The 19,225-nt window shown below is 48.9% G+C and carries 18 protein-coding genes; 7 read left to right on the plus strand and 11 right to left on the minus strand.

Translation table 11 applies throughout. From position 1 onward, the window contains the following. The 9 genes from hflK to metK form a co-directional block, all read right to left on the minus strand. Window positions 1-903 carry a protease modulator HflK gene (hflK, locus tag ACVA53_RS22015; protein WP_446506266.1) on the minus strand — a complete coding sequence of 301 codons (903 nt, stop codon included), beginning with the start codon at window positions 901-903 and terminating at the stop codon, window positions 1-3. Continuing rightward, window positions 893-1,780, minus strand: coding sequence for a protease modulator HflC (hflC, locus tag ACVA53_RS22020; RefSeq protein WP_446506267.1), 888 nt, complete (start codon window positions 1,778-1,780; stop codon window positions 893-895). Before hflC ends, hflK begins: the two co-directional genes overlap by 11 nt. Before the next feature lie 6 nt (window positions 1,781-1,786). Continuing rightward, on the minus strand, window positions 1,787-3,481 hold the full coding sequence (locus tag ACVA53_RS22025; RefSeq protein WP_446506268.1) for a cation transporter: 1,695 nt from the start codon (window positions 3,479-3,481) through the stop codon (window positions 1,787-1,789). Window positions 3,482-3,655: 174 nt separating this feature from the next. Further along, window positions 3,656-4,084: a Holliday junction resolvase RuvX gene (ruvX, locus tag ACVA53_RS22030; protein ID WP_107349959.1), complete on the minus strand. Its 429-nt coding sequence runs from the start codon at window positions 4,082-4,084 to the stop codon at window positions 3,656-3,658. Next, a complete protein-coding gene (locus ACVA53_RS22035; protein WP_255041154.1) occupies window positions 4,081-4,644 on the minus strand; it encodes a YqgE/AlgH family protein in 564 nt (187 codons plus the stop codon). The genes ruvX and ACVA53_RS22035 overlap by 4 nt, the downstream gene beginning before the upstream one ends. A 146-nt stretch (window positions 4,645-4,790) precedes the next feature. Beyond that, window positions 4,791-5,738 carry a glutathione synthase gene (gshB, locus tag ACVA53_RS22040; protein ID WP_446506269.1) on the minus strand — a complete coding sequence of 316 codons (948 nt, stop codon included), beginning with the start codon at window positions 5,736-5,738 and terminating at the stop codon, window positions 4,791-4,793. A 17-nt stretch (window positions 5,739-5,755) separates the two neighbouring features. Beyond that, window positions 5,756-6,487: a 16S rRNA (uracil(1498)-N(3))-methyltransferase gene (rsmE, locus tag ACVA53_RS22045; RefSeq protein ID WP_255041152.1), complete on the minus strand. Its 732-nt coding sequence runs from the start codon at window positions 6,485-6,487 to the stop codon at window positions 5,756-5,758. A 260-nt stretch (window positions 6,488-6,747) separates the two neighbouring features. Then, on the minus strand, window positions 6,748-7,239 hold the full coding sequence (locus tag ACVA53_RS22050; RefSeq protein ID WP_446506270.1) for a SprT family zinc-dependent metalloprotease: 492 nt from the start codon (window positions 7,237-7,239) through the stop codon (window positions 6,748-6,750). 239 nt (window positions 7,240-7,478) lie between these two features. After that, window positions 7,479-8,633 (minus strand): methionine adenosyltransferase, encoded by a 1,155-nt coding sequence (metK, locus tag ACVA53_RS22055; RefSeq protein ID WP_255041150.1) that lies wholly within the window; start codon window positions 8,631-8,633, stop codon window positions 7,479-7,481. A gap of 406 nt (window positions 8,634-9,039) precedes the next feature. On the opposite strand from metK, the gene tkt reads away from it, so the two are divergent. From tkt to mscS, 5 genes are all read left to right on the plus strand, one after another. Beyond that, on the plus strand, window positions 9,040-11,034 hold the full coding sequence (gene tkt / locus ACVA53_RS22060) for a transketolase (protein ID WP_446506271.1): 1,995 nt from the start codon (window positions 9,040-9,042) through the stop codon (window positions 11,032-11,034). Between the two features lie 274 nt (window positions 11,035-11,308). Further along, window positions 11,309-12,385: an erythrose-4-phosphate dehydrogenase gene (gene epd, locus ACVA53_RS22065; RefSeq protein WP_446506272.1), complete on the plus strand. Its 1,077-nt coding sequence runs from the start codon at window positions 11,309-11,311 to the stop codon at window positions 12,383-12,385. Between the two features lie 80 nt (window positions 12,386-12,465). After that, window positions 12,466-13,629: a phosphoglycerate kinase gene (locus tag ACVA53_RS22070; protein ID WP_255041147.1), complete on the plus strand. Its 1,164-nt coding sequence runs from the start codon at window positions 12,466-12,468 to the stop codon at window positions 13,627-13,629. A gap of 144 nt (window positions 13,630-13,773) precedes the next feature. Then, on the plus strand, window positions 13,774-14,850 hold the full coding sequence (gene fbaA / locus ACVA53_RS22075) for a class II fructose-bisphosphate aldolase (RefSeq protein WP_255041146.1): 1,077 nt from the start codon (window positions 13,774-13,776) through the stop codon (window positions 14,848-14,850). A gap of 276 nt (window positions 14,851-15,126) precedes the next feature. Beyond that, window positions 15,127-16,050, plus strand: a complete 924-nt coding sequence (gene mscS / locus ACVA53_RS22080) for a small-conductance mechanosensitive channel MscS (protein WP_446506273.1) — start codon at window positions 15,127-15,129, stop codon at window positions 16,048-16,050. A 97-nt stretch (window positions 16,051-16,147) separates the two neighbouring features. Here the strand turns inward: mscS and ACVA53_RS22085 are convergent, their stop codons facing one another. Together ACVA53_RS22085 and ACVA53_RS22090 are read right to left on the minus strand one after the other, a co-directional pair. Next, entirely contained in the window at window positions 16,148-16,642 is a 495-nt protein-coding gene (locus ACVA53_RS22085) for a YbaK/EbsC family protein (protein ID WP_446506274.1), read from the minus strand. Further along, a complete protein-coding gene (locus ACVA53_RS22090) occupies window positions 16,632-17,264 on the minus strand; it encodes a LysE/ArgO family amino acid transporter (RefSeq protein WP_446506275.1) in 633 nt (210 codons plus the stop codon). Before ACVA53_RS22090 ends, ACVA53_RS22085 begins: the two co-directional genes overlap by 11 nt. Window positions 17,265-17,440: 176 nt before the next feature. Here ACVA53_RS22090 and ACVA53_RS22095 point away from each other — a divergent pair, with 176 nt between their 5' ends. Further along, the gene (locus ACVA53_RS22095) at window positions 17,441-18,337 is read left to right on the plus strand and encodes a LysR family transcriptional regulator ArgP (protein ID WP_446506276.1); all 897 of its coding nucleotides are present in this window, start codon (window positions 17,441-17,443) and stop codon (window positions 18,335-18,337) included. A 110-nt stretch (window positions 18,338-18,447) separates the two neighbouring features. Further along, a complete protein-coding gene (locus tag ACVA53_RS22100) occupies window positions 18,448-19,146 on the plus strand; it encodes an oxidative stress defense protein (protein ID WP_446506277.1) in 699 nt (232 codons plus the stop codon). The last annotated feature ends 79 nt before the right edge of the window (window positions 19,147-19,225 follow it).

Below are 19,225 nucleotides of genomic sequence, written 5' to 3' on the forward strand. Positions count from 1 at the left end.
TTAATTTTCATTGTTCATAACCAGCTGCATGTCGATACTTGGTAACATATTACTGACATAGTCTGTGTACTCTTCAAGCATACTTATTTCTGGCATAGGTGAGCGTTCGATCTGCGCTATTTTTGTTGTCATCCTAATATGGTCGCCAGAAGCGTTCTCTTTTGTCTCAGTAGCGTCACTGCGGGCTGCTGTTATTAAGTTTGCGGCATCACTTTGCGCCATAATAATACGGGTTGTCCGGTTGTTTTCAGCGCGCTCTATTAGGGTTTGCTTCTCTGCTGGTGCATTCTGCAGCTTTTCAAATGTGTTTTTAATGTTACGTGGCGCATCGATATGACGAATAAGCACCGAGTTTATATTCATACCAAGTTGGAGTTTGTCGCTTATTGTTTGTAACTTATCTTTTACATGTACTTGAAGCGCATTTCGCTGGCTTATTAATAATGATTCAAATTCATTTTGAGAAATAAAGTATATGGTTTCGCTAATTGATAATCGTTCAATGATTTCTTCGGCGACAGCTGTGGTGAACTGGTATAGACCTGGTGAAGGGATGTTATATTGTATTTCATATTCCACATCAATTAAGTCACCATTCCCTGTAACCATTTCAGGCTGTAAATAAGCGCGTCTTGAGCGTTCGCCATAGTTAATATAAAGCGTTCTTAATTCTGTTGTCGCGACTTTTTCAACTGCATCGATAGGCCAAGGAAGTCGATAGTGGAGCCCCGGCATAACATTGTCGGCGACGATTCGGCCAAACCGGGTTACGATCGCTCGCTGCTCGGTATTAACCACAAAGATGCCACTTAGGACGTAAATGACCGGGAGTACGCCAAGTAGAACAAACAGTACGGTCTTTTTTATTACCGAGGCGGTATGTTTAATGTCTTTAGTTAGCATGGGCGGCCGTACCTGGGGGTTGCATCAGAGCATCAAAAATCGGGGTGTCGGTGGATAACACCATCCGCGTATTGTCGTTGAAGATCTCCTGATAGGATTCCATAGAGCGGATGAACTTATAGTAATCAGGGTAACGGGTGTAGGCATCGGCGTAGAGGGCAGCGGCACTGGCTTCGCCTTCGCCACGGATCTGTTGTGCATCGCGATAGGCAGAAGCTAACAGTTGTCGAACTTCCAGCTCGGTATCTGCTCTGATCTCAGAAGCGCGTTTTTCGCCTTCCGCCAGGTACTGATTAGCCAGCCTGTCCCACTCTGATTCCATGCGATCGTAGATGGCGCTGAGGTTCTGCGATGGGAAGCCAAATCGGCTCGGTTTTACCGTTTGTACCTCTACACCCAGTTCGTTTTGTGCTGCTTGCGCTACAGAAGTGGAAATATCGGCAAATAGGGCCTCAAGGCGATGGTCTTCAGCGTCTTCACTGTAGATCTGGCTTAGGTTGATGTTGGCAATGCCTGCGCCAATCGCGGCGTTGATCATCGTTTCTAGCCGTTGCTCAGCGATATCGGTAGTGCGCACACTGGTGAGGTAGAGCAGGGGATCACTGATTTTCCAGATCACAAATGCCTCGGTGACCACATTACGGCGATCGCGGGTGCCGTATTCCGTTGCATCGAGGTTGAGCAGTTGGATCCGCTTATCAACAATGGTCTCGGTTTGGATCGGGGTTGGCCACTTGATGGCCCAGCCCGCCTGATCTATCACGCGGGTCGGGCGGCCGAACTGGCTGATCACGGTATAGTCGGTTTCGTTGACGATAACCAAACAGGTTGATAGCAGGTATGCGCCGATTGCGGCGAGCAAAATGGTCCATTTCATCTGAAATTACTCTGTTTCTGAAATTTGAGGTTGTTGCTCAAGCTGTAAAGGGAGTTGCCAAACACGGAAATCTTGTCGGTCGATTCGGCTATCTGTGATTGTCAGGTGTTTATTGGCAAGCGCAGCGGTAGATGCCCGCAGGCCCAGCTCAAAGTAGAGAGCTTCTGGGCTGTCTTTATGCACGTTTGCCAGCTGAGTAAAGTGATCCGCATCGCCCTCGGCGTGCAGGACGGATTCGACGGCCTTGGCCTCTATTCGGGCCTGATCGATATTGATTTGCGCTTGAGCAAGCGGTAAATCGGACCAGCGCTCACCGATAGCGACATTTACTGCGTTATGACTGGTTTGAAATGCGTTCAGTACATCTCGATATACTTTCACCATAGAGGCCGGGGGCTGCGACTTTTGAATATAAGCGCCCGTGACCTCTACTGGAATATCGAGTTGGTCGAGGTTACGGCTCAGGGTTTCAATTAGTTTGTTTGAAAAGGTATCTTGGCTTGCCAGTAGCAGCCCTTCATACTTGGTCGTTGCCGCGTGTTGCCAAAGCGCGTTCTCACCGAGGTTGGTGATGATTTGATCGATATCTTGGTAATCGTAGTAAGACCCCGCGGCATCGAGCAAACGGTATTGTAGAGCCATTTCAATAAAGATCAGGCTGTCATCTCCGGTATGCAGATAGTCAGTATCATCAAGGTGGGCGCGGCTAGGTACGATTTGAAACCACTGATTTTGCTGCGCTCTGCGTGTGTATGAGGATTGGTTTGGGCTGATAGTTACGGTGCGCACGTCCCCTTCCGAGACCTTAACAATTGAGCCTAATGGCTGTGGAAGGTGGTAGTGTAAGCCTGGTTGTAGGCCGGTATCGACGATGGCAAATAGGCGGTGCTTAATGCCGCTGTAGCCATGGGGAATGATAGTCAGGCCTGTTGCCATGTAAAGGCTAAACGCAATGGCTGCCAGTGAGCCTAGGCTTTTGCGGTTTAGTAGGCGCTGCTTGAGTTGTGTATGCGCAAGCGTTTGGCGCCACTGGTCGATAGGCAGGTATCGGGTTAGCAGCCCAAACAACGAGCTTTCTGTCCATTCACCTTGCTTTAGGCTTTGATAGCCAGAAAAAAACAGTTCAACCCCAGAGATCCAGATCATCACCCCGATCGCAATCGCGATCAGTTCATCGATATTAATGCCGATCAGTAGGCCGATCAGTGAGCACAGTACCGCAACGGAGGTCATGAGGTCGACAAAGGTATGGTGGCCGTCCGCTTCAATGCTTAAGGTGTTGGTTTCTTTACCTACATGCACTTTAAGCTTGGCAAAGAACAGGTTGAGGATAATGATCCCCAATACTCCGAAGATACCAATCCAAAGGTTGCCGATGTCTCCTGCATCGATGCCGGATATCGTTTGCAGCAATTGGAATGGCACCATCAAGATTACGACAGACACCGCCATAACTGAATACGACTCTATTGTACCCGCTCGCGCCTTTAGCTTGGCGTTGTTGGTTCGCTCACACCAAAGACGAATAATGAGGCATAACAGTAAGATAACAGAAACGGAAAAGTCGGTAACTGAGTGGTAAGCATCTGCCAGCAAGGCGGCACTACCAGTAAAGATAGCAAGGGCAATGCGGGTGCCAGTGAGGCCGATTTCGGCAATTATTGAGAGTAGTGAGGTACGAAAACGACGATCTGACAGCATACTTACAGAGCTTTATGGGAACTGATGCGTAGATTAGTTTTTTTAAATTGCAAATCTATGACGTTTATCTGTCGTTAGTGTTGATTTCTGTACACAGGCTGAACGAGCCTTCCCTACTATAGAGTACATAGTTGGGAGGGCTATTACTTTTAGATGGGGACTCAGGAGCTTGTATTAACCGTACTGCTGCTCGAACCAGCTTTCGAGGATCACAACAGCTGATTGGGAGTCGATATTGCCTTTGCTGAGGTTGCGGTAGCCGCCACGATCGAATAGATCGGAGCGAGCCTCTGCGGTGCTCAGGCGCTCGTCATGTAATTCGACCTGGCAGCCGAATCGACCGTGCAGGCGATTGGCAAACTTTTTGGCCCTTGGGGTGATGGCTTCCAGTTCACCGCCTCGCATATCTAGCGGAAGGCCGACAACAACCAAGTCCGGTTGCCATTCTTTGATGATTTTTTCAATGTCGTCCCAGTTAGGGATCCCATCTTTAGCCTTCAGAGCCCCTAGTGGGCTAGCGGTGCCGGTCAGCTCCTGGCCGATGGCAACACCAATGCTTTTCGTACCGTAATCAAAAGCGAGTACGCTGCGAGAATGACTCATGCATGTCCTTGTTCTGTAGAAAGGTTAGTGGCATTGATCCCCAGTTGGGCAATTGCCTTGTTCCAGCGTTCATTGACGGGGGTATTGAACACCACATCGGTATTGGCTTCCGTTGTTAGCCAGACATTTTCTATCAGTTCTTTTTCAAGCTGTCCGGCATCCCAGCCTGCATAGCCCAGAGCAACCAGAAAATGGTCTGGCGACTCACTGGTTCCGAGTAGCGAGAGGATGTCTTTGGAAGTGGTGATGGAGACGTCAGCGGTGACATCAATGCTTGAGCTCAAGCGGCCAACCCGGTTATGCAAAACAAAACCGCGATCGGCAGAAACAGGGCCACCATTAAATACGGGCTGTTCTAGGCTGGATGGATCCCTGACCGGAAGTTCACGCTCAATCTCTATTTGATCAAGCATATTGCCCACCGAAATTTCAATCGGCAAGTTGATGACGATGCCCATTGCGCCTTCGTCGTTGTGCTCGCAAATGTAGACAACACTTCCTTTGAAGTTTGGATCTTGCATGCTTGGCATGGCTACCAGAAAGTGGTTAGTCAAGTTCATGGAAAGATACCTACTACCGATCGACTTACTTACAGTATGCCGATTAATTTACAGAATTGGTATTAAAGGGAACGGATTTTAAAAATTAACACAGCCCCAGTCCATGCCGCATGGCTGTATGGAGCAGGGCTGCGTTGAGTCGCCAACTATGCGTTGATGCGTCGCTCGATGGCATCCATCAGCTTGCCTGTGATAGAGATATCAAAGGCCGCTTCTATTTCGCGGATACAAGTTGGGCTGGTGACATTGATTTCTGTTAGCTTGTCGCCAATCACATCGAGGCCTACGAAGATCAGGCCTTTTTCTTTCAGTACCGGGGCAACCGTCTCAGCGATCTTACGGTCGGTTTCGCTGATAGGGCGCGCTTCACCACGACCGCCAGCAGCCAGGTTACCACGGGTTTCGCCTTTGGCCGGGATACGGGCTAGGCAGTAAGGCATTGGCTCGCCGTCGACCACCAAAATACGTTTGTCACCATTGCTGATATCAGGCACGAAGGTTTGTGCCATGCAATAGTTTTGGCCCATATTGGTTAGGGTTTCGATGATCACCGAAACATTCGGATCGCCTTTCATTACACGGAAGATGGACGAGCCGCCCATCCCATCGAGAGGCTTGAGGATCACATCCCCGTGCTCTTGGTGGAAAGCTTTGATCTTGTCGGCACGGCGGGTAACGATAGTCGTTGGCGTTAACTCAGGGAACCAAGCGGTGAATAGCTTTTCGTTGCAGTCACGCAGGCTCTGTGGTTTGTTGACGATCAGGGCGCCTTCATCTTCGGCACGCTCAAGGATGTAGGTGGCGTAGATGTATTCGGTGTCGAATGGCGGATCCTTGCGCATCAATACCGCATCGAGATCTGACAGTGCAATTTCTTGTTCGTTGTGGAATTCGAACCAGCTGCTTGGATCTTCTTTCAGGCTAACTACACGGGTGCGGGCAATCGCTTTTCCTTGCTCTAGAGACAGGTCGTTCATTTCCATGTAGTGGATTTCCCAGCCACGGCGCTGGGCTTCCAACATCATGGCAAAGCTGGAATCTTTTTTAATGTTGATAGACTCGATTGGGTCCATCACGATACCCAGTTTGATCATTGCTGTATTCCTCTTGGTTAGCCCAGATCGCCGAAGCGAACTTGTAATGCGGTGATCGCGGTCATTGCTGTCGTCTCGGTACGCAGCACTCGCGGGCCTAACAATACCTCATCAAAGGTGTATTGCTCGGTCATTGAAATTTCGTCTGCGGATAAACCGCCTTCAGGGCCGATCAGTAGCTTCACTTTGGTCACAGGCTCTGGCAGGGTGTTAATCGAGTAAGTTGCACGAGGGTGCAGGTTTAGCTTCAAGCCGTCGTACTCTTCGGCACACCATTCTTCCAGTTTCATGATTGGGCGAATTTCAGGTACCACGTTTCGGCCGCATTGTTCGCAAGCTGCAATCGCGATTTTTTGCCACTGTGCCAATTTCTTCTCGAAACGCTCGGCGTTTAGCTTCACCCCGCAGCGCTCTGAAATGAGGGGCGTAATGGTGCTGACGCCCAGTTCGACGGATTTCTGGATGGTAAATTCCATCTTTTCACCACGGGAAACAACCTGGCCAAGATGAATATCCAGTGGTGATTCGACACTGACTTCATTGCGCGCCTGGATCTCCACTTCCACGTTCTTTTTACTGGCATTGGAGATCACGGCCGGAAATTCAGCATTGCTGCCGTCAAAAAGGAGCACTTCCTGTCCGGCCTGCATACGCATGACGCGACCGACATGGTTAGCGGCTTCATCACTGAGCGAAACGATACCAGAGCTTGGCAATAACTCCGGGTGGTAAATTCGTGGGATTCTCATGGCTATCTTGTAACCCGTTGGTTGTTATCTGGCTGCATTATATCAACTCTCTGGCTGATTGCAGGCGGTTGGTAAAGAGATGGACGCGGTAAGGGAGAAAAACAAGGGTAAAAGGAAATTAAACCGCTATTTTTGAATTGTTTTTAGTTCGCACTTTTGTGCGTGCAAAGTTGTGCGACATGCTTGACTTTGTAGTGCGCGCAGATAATCGCTTCCCATACAAGGAATGTTCAATGGATAAGAGGCTGAGATGCCTCGGTCTATTGTCCCTGCTGCTGTAAAGCCAGTGTATGGCCGCACTGGCGGCAGCGGTAATGGGCTTGCCCGCGCCGGATCTTATTGTGGCGGCGGACAGTCATTTGGTGATCGCTGCACTGGCAGCGGTAATGAAAGGTTTGGCCCTGTACCGAGCTGACATCAAAACTGTGGGTGGTGCGAGGGGTAACAGCGAACACTTCTTGCATGATGACCTGCCACTCCCTGCCGTGCGGACGGACCTTGCCAAACAGTTTGAACACCACTAGGTGAGCGACTTCGTGAGGAACCACTTCATTTAAAAAAGCATCTGGGTTTTCTTCGAGCAACACCGGATTGAACCGGACTTCCCAACCTTGTAACCGGGCGCTGCCGGCAATTTTCCCACGCTGGTTAAAACGTACTTCAGGCGTAGTTAAACGCTTGTTGAGGCGCTGGTTGGCCAGTGAGATACATTGCTTTACGCGTTCGATAACTTGGTTTTGCAGGGTAGTCATTATATTTTCAGGGTTTGCTGATGGAGAGGGGGAGTATAAGAGGTCAGCGGACATGAGGCTAGAGGCACAAGGCCCTCGGAAAAGCGGGACCAAGGAAAACAAAAGGTTTGATATGGCTTAGTCGGAGTTAATCCTCCTTAATAGCCAATAGCCAATAGCCAATAGCCAATAGCCAGATGCTAAAAAAGGAAGCCGAAGCTTCCTTTTTACAATCAGACTGTAGCTAACAAACTTAACGCTTACTTGATGTTGGCGAAGTCGCGCAGGATGTCCGCTTTGTCAGTTTTTTCCCATGGGAATTCTTCACGACCGAAGTGACCGTATGCCGCTGTCTTCTTGTACATAGGCTTAAGTAGGTCAAGCATTTCGATCAGACCGTATGGGCGCAGGTCGAAGTGCTGGCGTACTGCTTCTACGATGATATCGTGAGACACTTTTTCAGTACCGAATGTTTCGATCATGATAGATGTTGGATCGGCAACACCGATAGCGTAAGACAGCTGGATTTCACAACGGTCAGCCATGCCTGCAGCGATGATGTTCTTCGCTACATAACGTGCTGCGTATGCTGCCGAGCGGTCAACTTTCGATGGATCTTTACCAGAGAATGCACCGCCACCGTGACGAGCTGCGCCGCCGTAGGTATCTACGATGATCTTACGACCCGTTAGACCACAGTCACCCATTGGGCCACCGATTACGAAACGGCCGGTTGGGTTGATGAAGTACTTGGTGTCTTTGTTCAGCCACTCTGAAGGAAGAACTGGCTTGATGATTTCTTCCATTACTGCTTCTTGCAGTACTGGTAGTTCAATGCTGTCGCAGTGCTGAGTAGAAAGTACTACTGCATCGATACCAACGATTTTACCTTGGTCGTAGGCAAACGTTACCTGGCTTTTCGCATCAGGGCGAAGCCAAGGTAGGGCACCATTTTTACGTACTTTTGCTTGGCGCTCAACGAGGCGGTGGGCATAAGTCACAGGTGCAGGCATCAGTACGTCAGTTTCGTTTGTTGCGTAACCGAACATGATACCTTGGTCGCCAGCACCTAGCTCGCGTGGGTCTTCACGGTCAACACCTTGGTTGATGTCTGGAGACTGCTTGCCGATTGCGCTTAGTACCGCACAAGAGTTAGCATCGAAACCCATTTCTGAGTTTACATAACCGATTTCACGTACGGTTTCACGAGTGATTTCTTCGATATCAACCCATGCTGAAGTGGTGATTTCACCACCAACCATCACCATACCGGTTTTTACGTAAGTCTCACACGCAACACGTGCTTTCGGATCTTGCTCCAAGATCGCATCCAATACTGCATCTGAAATCTGATCTGCAATTTTGTCTGGATGGCCTTCTGATACAGATTCAGAAGTAAACAGGTGCTTCGCCATGAGCGCTCCCATAAAAATATGTTAATTGAAAAACTTGAGCTCTATATGCTTATGATATCAATCACGCAGTTGCGTACGGATATACGTTTGTATGTATAGAGCTACCTCCGTCTAGACGGCCATAATACCTTTTACTGGTTAAAAATCAACTTGCAACAAGTAGGGATATTTTGGCCAAAAGAAAGCAAACGTTTTCCCTGTAACGCTTTTATTACAGTTAGTTGCCTTGAGTACGGATGTGGCATGACAACCATGACCTTGATATAGAACTTATTTTTCTCAGGAAATCGTTTGCAGTTATAGCCCAGTCTTTGCGACAATACCCGCCCGCCGAACTGCGGCTAGCCTGAATCATTGATGGTAAGGGTAGCCGAATATTCAACGTCTACGAATTTCTGGAGCAGACATGTCTTCTCGTAAAGATCTTGCTAATGCAATCCGTGCCCTAAGCATGGACGGTGTTCAACAAGCTAACTCTGGCCACCCGGGTGCACCTATGGGTATGGCTGATATCGCTGAAGTACTGTGGCGTGGCCACATGAACCATAACCCACAAAATCCTGAGTGGGCTGATCGCGACCGTTTTATCCTGTCAAACGGCCATGGTTCAATGCTGATTTATTCTCTGCTTCACCTGACTGGCTACGATCTGTCTATCGACGATCTGAAAAATTTCCGCCAGCTACACTCAAAAACACCTGGCCACCCAGAATATGGTTACGCACCGGGTGTTGAAACAACGACTGGTCCTCTAGGCCAGGGCATCACAAACGGTGTGGGTATGGCGATGGCTGAAAAAGCCCTTGCAGCCCAGTTCAACCGCGAAGGCCACGACATCGTTGACCACCACACTTACGTGTTCATGGGCGATGGCTGTCTGATGGAAGGTATCTCTCACGAAGCGTGTTCTCTTGCTGGCACATTGGGTCTGGGCAAGCTAGTTGCTTTCTGGGATGACAACGGCATCTCTATCGACGGTGAAGTTGAAGGTTGGTTCTCTGACGATACGCCTAAGCGTTTCGAAGCATACGGCTGGCATGTGATCCCTGCTGTTGACGGCCACGACGCTGACGCGATCAACGCTGCGATTGAAGCGGCAAAAGCGGACCCACGTCCGACTCTTATCTGTACCAAGACGATTATCGGCTTCGGTTCACCGAACAAAGCGGGTACGCATGACTGTCACGGTGCACCACTGGGTCATGACGAAATCGCAGCGGCTCGCGAGTTCCTTGGCTGGAACCACGGCCCATTCGAGATCCCTGCTGATATCGCAGCTGAGTGGGATGCGAAAGAAGCTGGCGCAGCGAAAGAAGCGGCATGGAACGATAAGTTCGCCGCTTATGAAGCCGCTTATCCTGAGCTAGCCGCTGAGTACAAGCGCCGTGTGAATGGCGATCTACCTGCACAGTGGGAAGAGAAAGCGAACGCTATCATCGCTGATCTGCAAGCTAACCCTGCCAACATCGCATCACGTAAAGCTTCTCAAAACGCGCTTGAAGCGTTTGGCCAGATGCTTCCTGAGTTCATGGGCGGCTCTGCTGATCTGGCGCCTTCTAACCTGACGATGTGGTCTGGTTCTAAGTCACTAGAAGCGAATGACTTCTCTGGTAACTACATCCACTACGGTGTACGTGAATTCGGCATGACCGCGATCATGAACGGTATTGCTCTTCACGGTGGTTTTGTACCATACGGTGCAACTTTCCTAATGTTCATGGAATACGCGCGTAACGCAATGCGTATGGCGGCACTGATGAAAGTGCAGAACATCCAAGTTTACACACACGACTCTATCGGTCTGGGTGAAGATGGTCCGACTCACCAGCCAGTTGAGCAGATTGCATCACTTCGTCTAACACCAAACATGAGCACATGGCGTCCATGTGATCAGGTTGAATCTGCAGTGGCTTGGAAACTGGCTATCGAGCGTAAAGACGGCCCAACATCACTGATCTTCTCGCGTCAGAACCTGGCACAGCAAGAGCGTACAGAAGCACAGGTTGCAGACATCGCCAAGGGTGGTTACATCCTGAAAGATTGTGAAGGCAAGCCAGAGCTTATCCTTATCGCAACGGGTTCTGAAGTTGAGCTAGCAGTTGAAGCAGCAGCCCAACTATCGGCTGAAGGTAAGCAGGTACGCGTAGTATCTATGCCATCGACAGATTTGTTCGATAAGCAAGATGCGGCTTATCGTGAAGCAGTATTGCCATCTGATGTAACGGCACGTGTTGCTGTTGAAGCGGGTATTGCTGACTTCTGGTACAAGTATGTTGGCTTTGGTGGCAAGATCATCGGTATGACGACATTCGGTGAATCTGCCCCTGCAGGTGAACTATTCAAGATGTTCGGCTTCACTACCGAGAACGTGGTTAACACGGCGAAAGAAGTGTTGGCATAAGCGTGATTAGAATTAAGTCGCTGAGTGCTGTTCACGTAGCGATTTATTTCGAAGGTTAAAAAAAAGACCCCGGACAGGGGTCTTTTTTTATATAAAATGAGACCATTGTCACGTAAGGTATTGCTGGTAAAGACCCGTTAGAATGCGTGGTTTTAATTGTAAGCTCTTGAAGTAATGGTGGTTTGGTTGCTTGGGTGACTCTGCTCACATTTATGGTGATTCTCAGAGGTGCTTGTTATACACTAACGCGGCTTATTAATTTTGTAGCACGGATATGACACTAAAAGTCGCAATTAATGGATTTGGCCGTATTGGTCGCAGTGTGCTTCGGGCACTGTACGAAAGCGGTAAAGATCATCACATCAAAGTCGTGGCGGTCAATGAACTGGCTGAGCCTGAAGGTATGGCTCATTTGCTCCAGTATGACACCAGCCATGGACGCTTTTTTAAGCCTGTCAGCCATGATCAGGAGCATCTTTTTATTGCTCATGAAAACGGCGTGAAAGACAGTATCCGTATTCTTCACCAAAACGAAATCCACTTGCTGCCCTGGAAGGATCTAGATGTCGACATTGTCTTGGATTGTACCGGTATCTTTGGCAGTCGCGCCGACGGCGAAGCCCATATCAAAGCGGGCGCCAAAAAAGTGTTGTTTTCCCATCCTGCTGCAAATGATATCGACAATACCATTATCTATGGTGTGAACCACGACTCGCTCAAGCCTGAGCACAATATTGTCTCTAATGGCTCTTGCACCACCAACTGTATTGTCCCTGTTATCAAAGTGCTGGATGACGCCTTCGGTATCGAATCCGGCACCATTACCACCATCCATTCGGCAATGAATGACCAACAAGTCATCGATGCTTACCACAGCGATCTACGCCGTACCCGAGCTGCCAGCCAGTCAATTATTCCTGTTGATACTAAGCTTCACCTGGGGATTGGCCGTATATTTCCGAAATTTTCTGACAAATTTGAAGCGATCTCTGTGCGCGTACCGACAATTAACGTCACCGCGATGGATTTGAGTGTCACTGTAAAAACAAATGTGAAAGTTAATGACGTAAATCAATCACTGGCCGAGGCATCTCGTTGTACATTAGATGGCATTGTTGATTATACCGAAGTGCCGCTTGTCTCTGTAGACTTCAATCACGATCCCCATAGCGCGATTGTCGACGGTACCCAGACCCGAGTAAGTAACCAGCACCTGATTAAGCTGTTGGTCTGGTGTGATAATGAATGGGGATTCGCCAATCGAATGCTAGACACCGCCTTGGCAATGAATGCGGCCGACACAGCCGAAGTGGCTGGTGAGCAAAGCTCAGCGGTTTGCGATAAGCTATAACGAATTATTAGGGTCTGGCAGTGACGCTGGGCCGATAAAAACTTTGATTTTAAATTAATTTAATGTTGAGAGGACAAACCATGTCTGTAATCAAGATGACTGATCTGGAACTTGCGGGTAAACGCGTATTCATCCGTGCTGACCTAAACGTTCCTGTAAAAGACGGTAAAGTAACTTCTGATGCGCGTATCCTTGCGTCGCTACCAACTATCAAGCAGTGCCTAGAAGCTGGCGCTAAAGTAATGGTTACTTCTCACCTGGGTCGTCCAACTGAAGGCGAGTACGCGGAAGAGTTCTCTCTACAGCCTGTTGTTAACTACCTAAACGACGCGCTAGATTGCGACGTTAAACTAGCAAAAGACTACCTAGACGGCCTAGAGCTGAACGCTGGTGAGCTAGTTGTTCTTGAAAACGTTCGCTTCAACAAAGGCGAGAAGAAGAACGAAGAAGCACTATCTAAGCAGTACGCTGCACTGTGTGACATCTTCGTAATGGACGCATTCGGTACGGCTCACCGTGCACAAGCATCTACACACGGTGTAGGTACTTACGCGCCAGTAGCATGTGCGGGTCCTCTTCTTGCTGCTGAGCTAGAAGCACTAGGCAAAGCAATGGACAACCCAGAACGTCCGCTAGTGGCAATCGTTGGTGGTTCTAAAGTTTCTACTAAGCTAACTGTACTTGAGTCGCTATCTAAAATTGCTGACCAACTTGTTGTTGGTGGTGGTATTGCGAACACATTCATCGCAGCTGAAGGCCACAACGTAGGTAAGTCTCTTTACGAAGCAGACCTAGTTGAAACCGCGCAGAAGCTAATGAAAGAGTGTGCTATCCCAGTTGCAACTGACGTTGCTTGTGCAAAAGCATTCGACGAGAACGCTGAAGCTGAAATCAAGCAAGTTTCTGAAGTTCAAGACGACGACATGATCTTCGACCTTGGCCCAGATTCAACGGCTGCACTAGCTGAAATCATCGGCAACGCAAAAACTATCCTTTGGAACGGCCCTGTAGGTGTATTCGAGTTCAAGAACTTCGAAGCGGGTACCGCGGGTATCTCTAAAGCAATCGCTGAATCTGCAGGTTTCTCTGTAGCCGGTGGTGGTGACACGCTAGCAGCTATCGACAAGTTCGGTATCAAAGCTGACGTTTCTTACATCTCGACTGGTGGCGGTGCATTCCTTGAGTTCGTTGAAGGTAAAGTACTTCCAGCTGTTGCGATGCTAGAAGAGCGTGCAAAAGCTTAATTAAATTGAGGGCGGGAGTTCCGGCAAAGCACTTCCGCACTAATCGTTTGTGAATGATGTCATGTTTTTGTAGAATACGGGCGTTTCGCAAACGATTGCACAGTTTTTTGTTTATAAGACAACAAGGCAAATAGGACTATTGTTATGTCTAAGATCTTCGATTTTGTAAAACCTGGTGTTATTTCTGGCGACGACGTACAGAAAGTTTTTGAAATTGCTAAAGAGCACAAGTTCGCACTTCCAGCGGTTAACGTTGTTAACACTGACTCTGTAAACGCTGTTCTAGAAGCTGCTGCAAAAGTTAAAGCACCAGTTGTTGTTCAGTTCTCTAACGGCGGTGCTGCATTCTTCGCTGGTAAAGGCCTGAAGCTAGAAGGTCAAGAAGCACAAATTAAAGGTGCTGTTGCTGGTGCTAAATACGTACACGCTGTAGCTGAAGCTTACGGTGTGCCAGTAATTCTTCACACTGACCACGCTGCTAAGAAACTTCTTCCATGGATCGACGGTCTACTAGACGCGGGTGAAGAGTTCTTCGCACAGACTGGTAAGCCTCTATTCTCTTCTCACATGATTGACCTTTCTGAAGAGTCTCTAGAAGAGAACATCGAGATTTCTGGTAAGTACCTAGAGCGTATGGCTAAGATGGGTATGACACTAGAAATCGAACTAGGTTGTACTGGTGGTGAAGAAGACGGCGTTGATAACTCTGATATGGACGCATCTGAGCTATACACTTCTCCTGAAGATGTAGCTTACGCTTACGAGAAGCTAGTTGCTATCAGCCCTCGTTTCACTATCGCGGCATCTTTCGGTAACGTACACGGTGTTTACCAAGCGGGTAACGTTGTACTGACTCCAACTATCCTACGTGACTCTCAAGCATACTGTGCAGAGAAGTTCGGTATTGCACCTAACGCTCTAAACTTCGTATTCCACGGTGGTTCTGGTTCTTCTGAAGCAGAAATCCAAGAGTCTATCGGCTACGGTGTTATCAAAATGAACATCGATACTGATACTCAGTGGGCTAACTGGGATGGCGTTCGTCAATACGAAGCTGCAAACCGTGACTTCCTACAAGGCCAGATCGGTAACCCAACTGGTGAAGCTGCGCCAAACAAGAAGTACTACGATCCTCGCGTATGGCTACGTGCTGGTCAGTCTTCAATGGTTGCTCGCCTAGAGAAAGCATTCTCTGACCTTAACGCTATCGACGTACTATAATTTTACGTCCTGCGCTAAGCTAAGAAAAAACCCGCTACGGCGGGTTTTTTTATGCCTGTCATTTGTTTGTGAACCCTCCCAATTTATTGTTGGCGATTTTTTAGACGAGCAGTATTGTTCGGTGCGAAAAATCGCTTTTAGTGCTCAACAAAATCAATTAATCACTGTTATAGTGGTGATTGCATAAGTAATTTTCATAATTAAGCCTATGATTATTTGTGCTCCCGCGAGTTTTAGGGATGGGAAAGGAAATAATATTTGCAGGATGAGAAAGGTATGAGTGAGAGTAGTGTTACAGATACCGTAACGGATACCGTCACAGGTGTTGCAGATACGGTGGTGGATACCATCAAAGATAATGATTTGACCAATGGCGTGCTCAATGCCGGTACTTGGGTGGCTGACAATCAGGAACTACTGATCCAGTACGGGGTGAACATCCTATCTGCGTTGTTGATCCTGTTTATTGGTAATATCATCACCAAGAGCATTGCCAATGGCGTGGCAAAAATGCTGCGCAGAAAAGATATGGACGAGGCGGTTGTTGAGTTTCTCCAATCGCTGGTGCGTTACCTGTTGTTTGTGATTGTACTGATTGCTGCTTTGGGCCGCGTCGGTGTACAGACGGCATCCGTCGTTGCCGTGATCGGTGCCGCCGGTTTGGCCGTTGGCTTGGCTTTGCAGGGCTCGCTGTCAAACTTCGCTGCCGGTGTATTGATCGTTGCCTTCCGTCCGTTCAAGTCGGGCGATTTTGTTGAGATTGGTGGGGTATCTGGGTCGGTCGAGTCGATCCAAGTGTTCTCTACCATCCTGAAAACCCCTGACAATAAAATGGTGGTAGTGCCGAATGCGGGGGTTATTGGTGGCCCAATCACCAACTATTCACGCCATAAAACCCGCCGTATCGACTTGGTGATTGGTGTTTCTTATGATGCCGATCTCAAGCATACCAAAGCGGTGCTGACTAGGGTGATAGAAGCCGATGCGCGTATCTTGAAAGATCCTGAGCCAACGGTGGGTGTATTGGCACTGGCTGATTCCTCCGTTAATTTCGCGGTACGTCCTTGGGTGAATACCGCAGATTACTGGGCGGTATACTTCGATTTGATGCTGGCTATCAAAGAAGAGTTGGATAAAGAAAACATCGGGATCCCGTATCCGCAGATGGATGTCCACCTCAACAAGGCTCTCGAGCAGTAATATCGATACCAACAAAAAATGGAGCCGCATGGCTCCATTTTTTTATGTGCGATTTTAACTAGCAATACTGATCAAATATTTATGTAGGTTGGTATTATTAACTCGGCAGCGGGATCACTGTATTTGGCAGTGCCGACAGTAGCTTATCGAGATCGCGGCTGGCAAAGGCAAAGGTTAGCTCCGGCTTGCCCGGGGTAAACATCAGCTCGTCATGCTGGTAAAGAACCGGATCTATCAACAGGGAGATCTCTTCCGGCAGGCCGAACGGACAGACTGCGCCGGGTACACAGCCTATCACCTCAGTCATTTCTTCATGACTGCACACTGACACTTTCTTTCCCAGTACCTGCTTGACCAGTTTACTGTCGAGCCGGCTGTCGCGGTGAGTCAGCAACAGACTGTGGCCACCGCCCTTGAGGCGCATGAACAGACTCTTGGTCGGAGCGGCTGTCCAGCCAAGCTCGTTGGCAATTTTCTCATCGGTCTCATAATCCAAAATGGCTTCATGTTGCCACTGCTGGTAGCTGACACTGGTTTGCCCAAACAAGGCCAGATTACTCAGGTAAATTTGTTCTAACTTCTCAGACTGCATATTGGCTCCATAATTCTTGTACCAGACGGCTGGCGATGAAGAACATCATAGCGGCAACGGCGAGGTCGATTCCGCCTTTTACTTTGGGTTTTGACAATGCCGGCCCTAATTTAGCGGCGCCCAGCGATAGCGTATAAAACCAGACAAACGATGCCAGGATGGTACCGATGGCAAAGGCCACGCGGTCATTGCCTTCAAATTGGCCGCCGATAGAGCCCAGAATGACCACAGTGTCGAGGTACATGTGTGGATTAAGCACGGTGACAGCCAGTGCACCGAGGATTACGGCACGGCGGCCGCGGGCCAATACCTCTTTGTTCTGCTCTTGCTTGGAAGGCTTGCTAAGGGCGCTACTTAATGACAGGCAGCCATAGAAGGTCAAGAACAGGATCCCGCCGACAGTGACACTGGTCAGCAAGGTCTCATTGCTGGATAGCAATGCCCCGCCACCAAAGATGCCTAGGCTAATAAACAAGGTATCAAGTACGCTGCAGATGGCCGCGGTGGTGAGGTGGTGATTGCGCTTTATTCCCTGATTGAGCACGAAGGCGTTCTGTGCCCCTATCGGGATAATCATCGATGCGCCGAGTCCAAATCCTTGTAATAACGCCCAAATGCTCATTTTACTGCTTACCTTATTATCTGATATTTCGGTTTCTCCCTGTATCTGGGAGGCCGGATTGAAAGTGTTGGCGCAAGCATACTCTTGCCACTACTGTTAAGTACAACTAATAAAATTTATGTAATATTAGACTTTCTAATGAAGGCGCGATACAGATACAAAGTAGGTGAAAAAAGGTGCGAGGACTGGATTATCGATGGATTGAAGCGCTTGATGCGGTGATATCCCAACGGGGATTTGAGCGGGCAGCAGAGTACTTGTGTATTACCCAATCGGCGGTGTCACAGCGGATCAAGCAGTTGGAAAAGTTGATGGCCCAACCCATGCTGGTCAGGGAGCAGCCGCCACGCCCAACAGCGGCAGGACAAAAAATACTGGGGCTGTATCGTCGGGTGCGCCTGCTCGAGCAAGAGCTGTTACCCGAGCTGACACCGGATGAAAGCAGCCAGCCATTGTCGGTTTCTATCGCGACCAATGCCGATAGTCTGGCCACTTGGTTGTTGCCTGCACTGAGTCCTTTGTTGCGCTCAAGGCGGATTGAGCTCAATCTGATGATCGAAGATGAATCCCGAACTCTGGATAAGCTGCGCGGTGGCGAGGTGGTTGGGGCGATCAGTATGGAGTCTACCCCGATGCCGGGATGTGTGGCTGATTATCTTGGCAGGGTGGATTTCCTCTGCGTGGCCAGTCCGTCATTCGTTGATAAGTATTTCTCCCAAGGGGTAAACCGCGACACCTTGCTGGCCGCACCCGGTGTTGCATTCGATTATCACGATGATGTGCACGAGCGATTTATCCATCAGCATTTCAATCTGCCTTTTGGCAGTGTCATGAAGCACACGGTGCGTTCGTCGGAGGCCTTTGTCAGGATGGCGGTGGAGGGCATCGCCTATTGCCTTATTCCTCGGATCCAAATCCAGCAGGAGCTTGATGCAGGAACATTGGTTAACCTGACTCCGGATATTTTCCTGACTCGCAGAATGTATTGGCATCACTGGGCACTGGAAAGTGGGGTATTGTCTGACTTGTCTGAACAGATGACTCAGTATGCTGGGAAAGTCCTGCCGCAATAAAATATAAAACAATGTACAAAAAATTATCAATCAAGGGAATTTTTTGTCTCTGTCCGTTGTCGTATGGACAACGCATGAAAAAATAGATTAATAAAATAGGAATAGGCCAGATGAAAAAACAACTTGTCGCAGTAATGTTGGGGTTGGGTTTGTTGGGTACCAGTGGTATGGCTGCAGCCACGGTGAGTGTTCCGCATTTGCAGACAACCGGTAATGGCGAGATCACAGCCCTGCCGGATATGGCGGTGTTTGCCGTTGCTGTCGAAGAGATCCGTCCAACGGCAAAATACGCCAAGCAGGCAGTGGATAAAGCCGTTGAAGCATTTGTGGCGCGCTTGCTGGAGCAGGGCTTGGATCGCAATCAAATCCAAAGCGCCAATATCAGCCTGCAGCCTCAGTATCGCTATCCGAAAGACAAAGAGCCGGAGCTCAAGGGCTACCGTGCTAGCCGCCATGTAACGGTGACGGTGAATGAGCTGGGTAACCTTAATACTTACCTTGATAGCGCGTTGGGTGACGGTATCAACCGCATCAACAATATTGAGCTTAAGGTTAGCAACGAAGACGAGTATATGGAGCAAGCGCGTCAGGCTGCAATCAAAGATGCCATTGCCAAGGCGGAATCGCTCGCTAAAGGGTTTGGTGAGTCCTTGGATGGAGTATGGCAGATCTCTTATCAGGTCAGCCAGTCTCGTCCTATGGTGATGCGCATGGCAATGGACGCCGCACCGGAGAATGCCGTCAGCTATCAGGATACCCAGATCACCATCCGTGATCGTGTTGAGGTCGTGTTTAAGCTTGAGGAATAGGCTTATACCAATCTAAGTAAAAATATGATCTAATTGAGGTTACTCTTTCAGACAGTCACATCGCTATGGATAGCCTCAA

Source organism: Photobacterium sp. DNB23_23_1 (assembly GCF_052873815.1).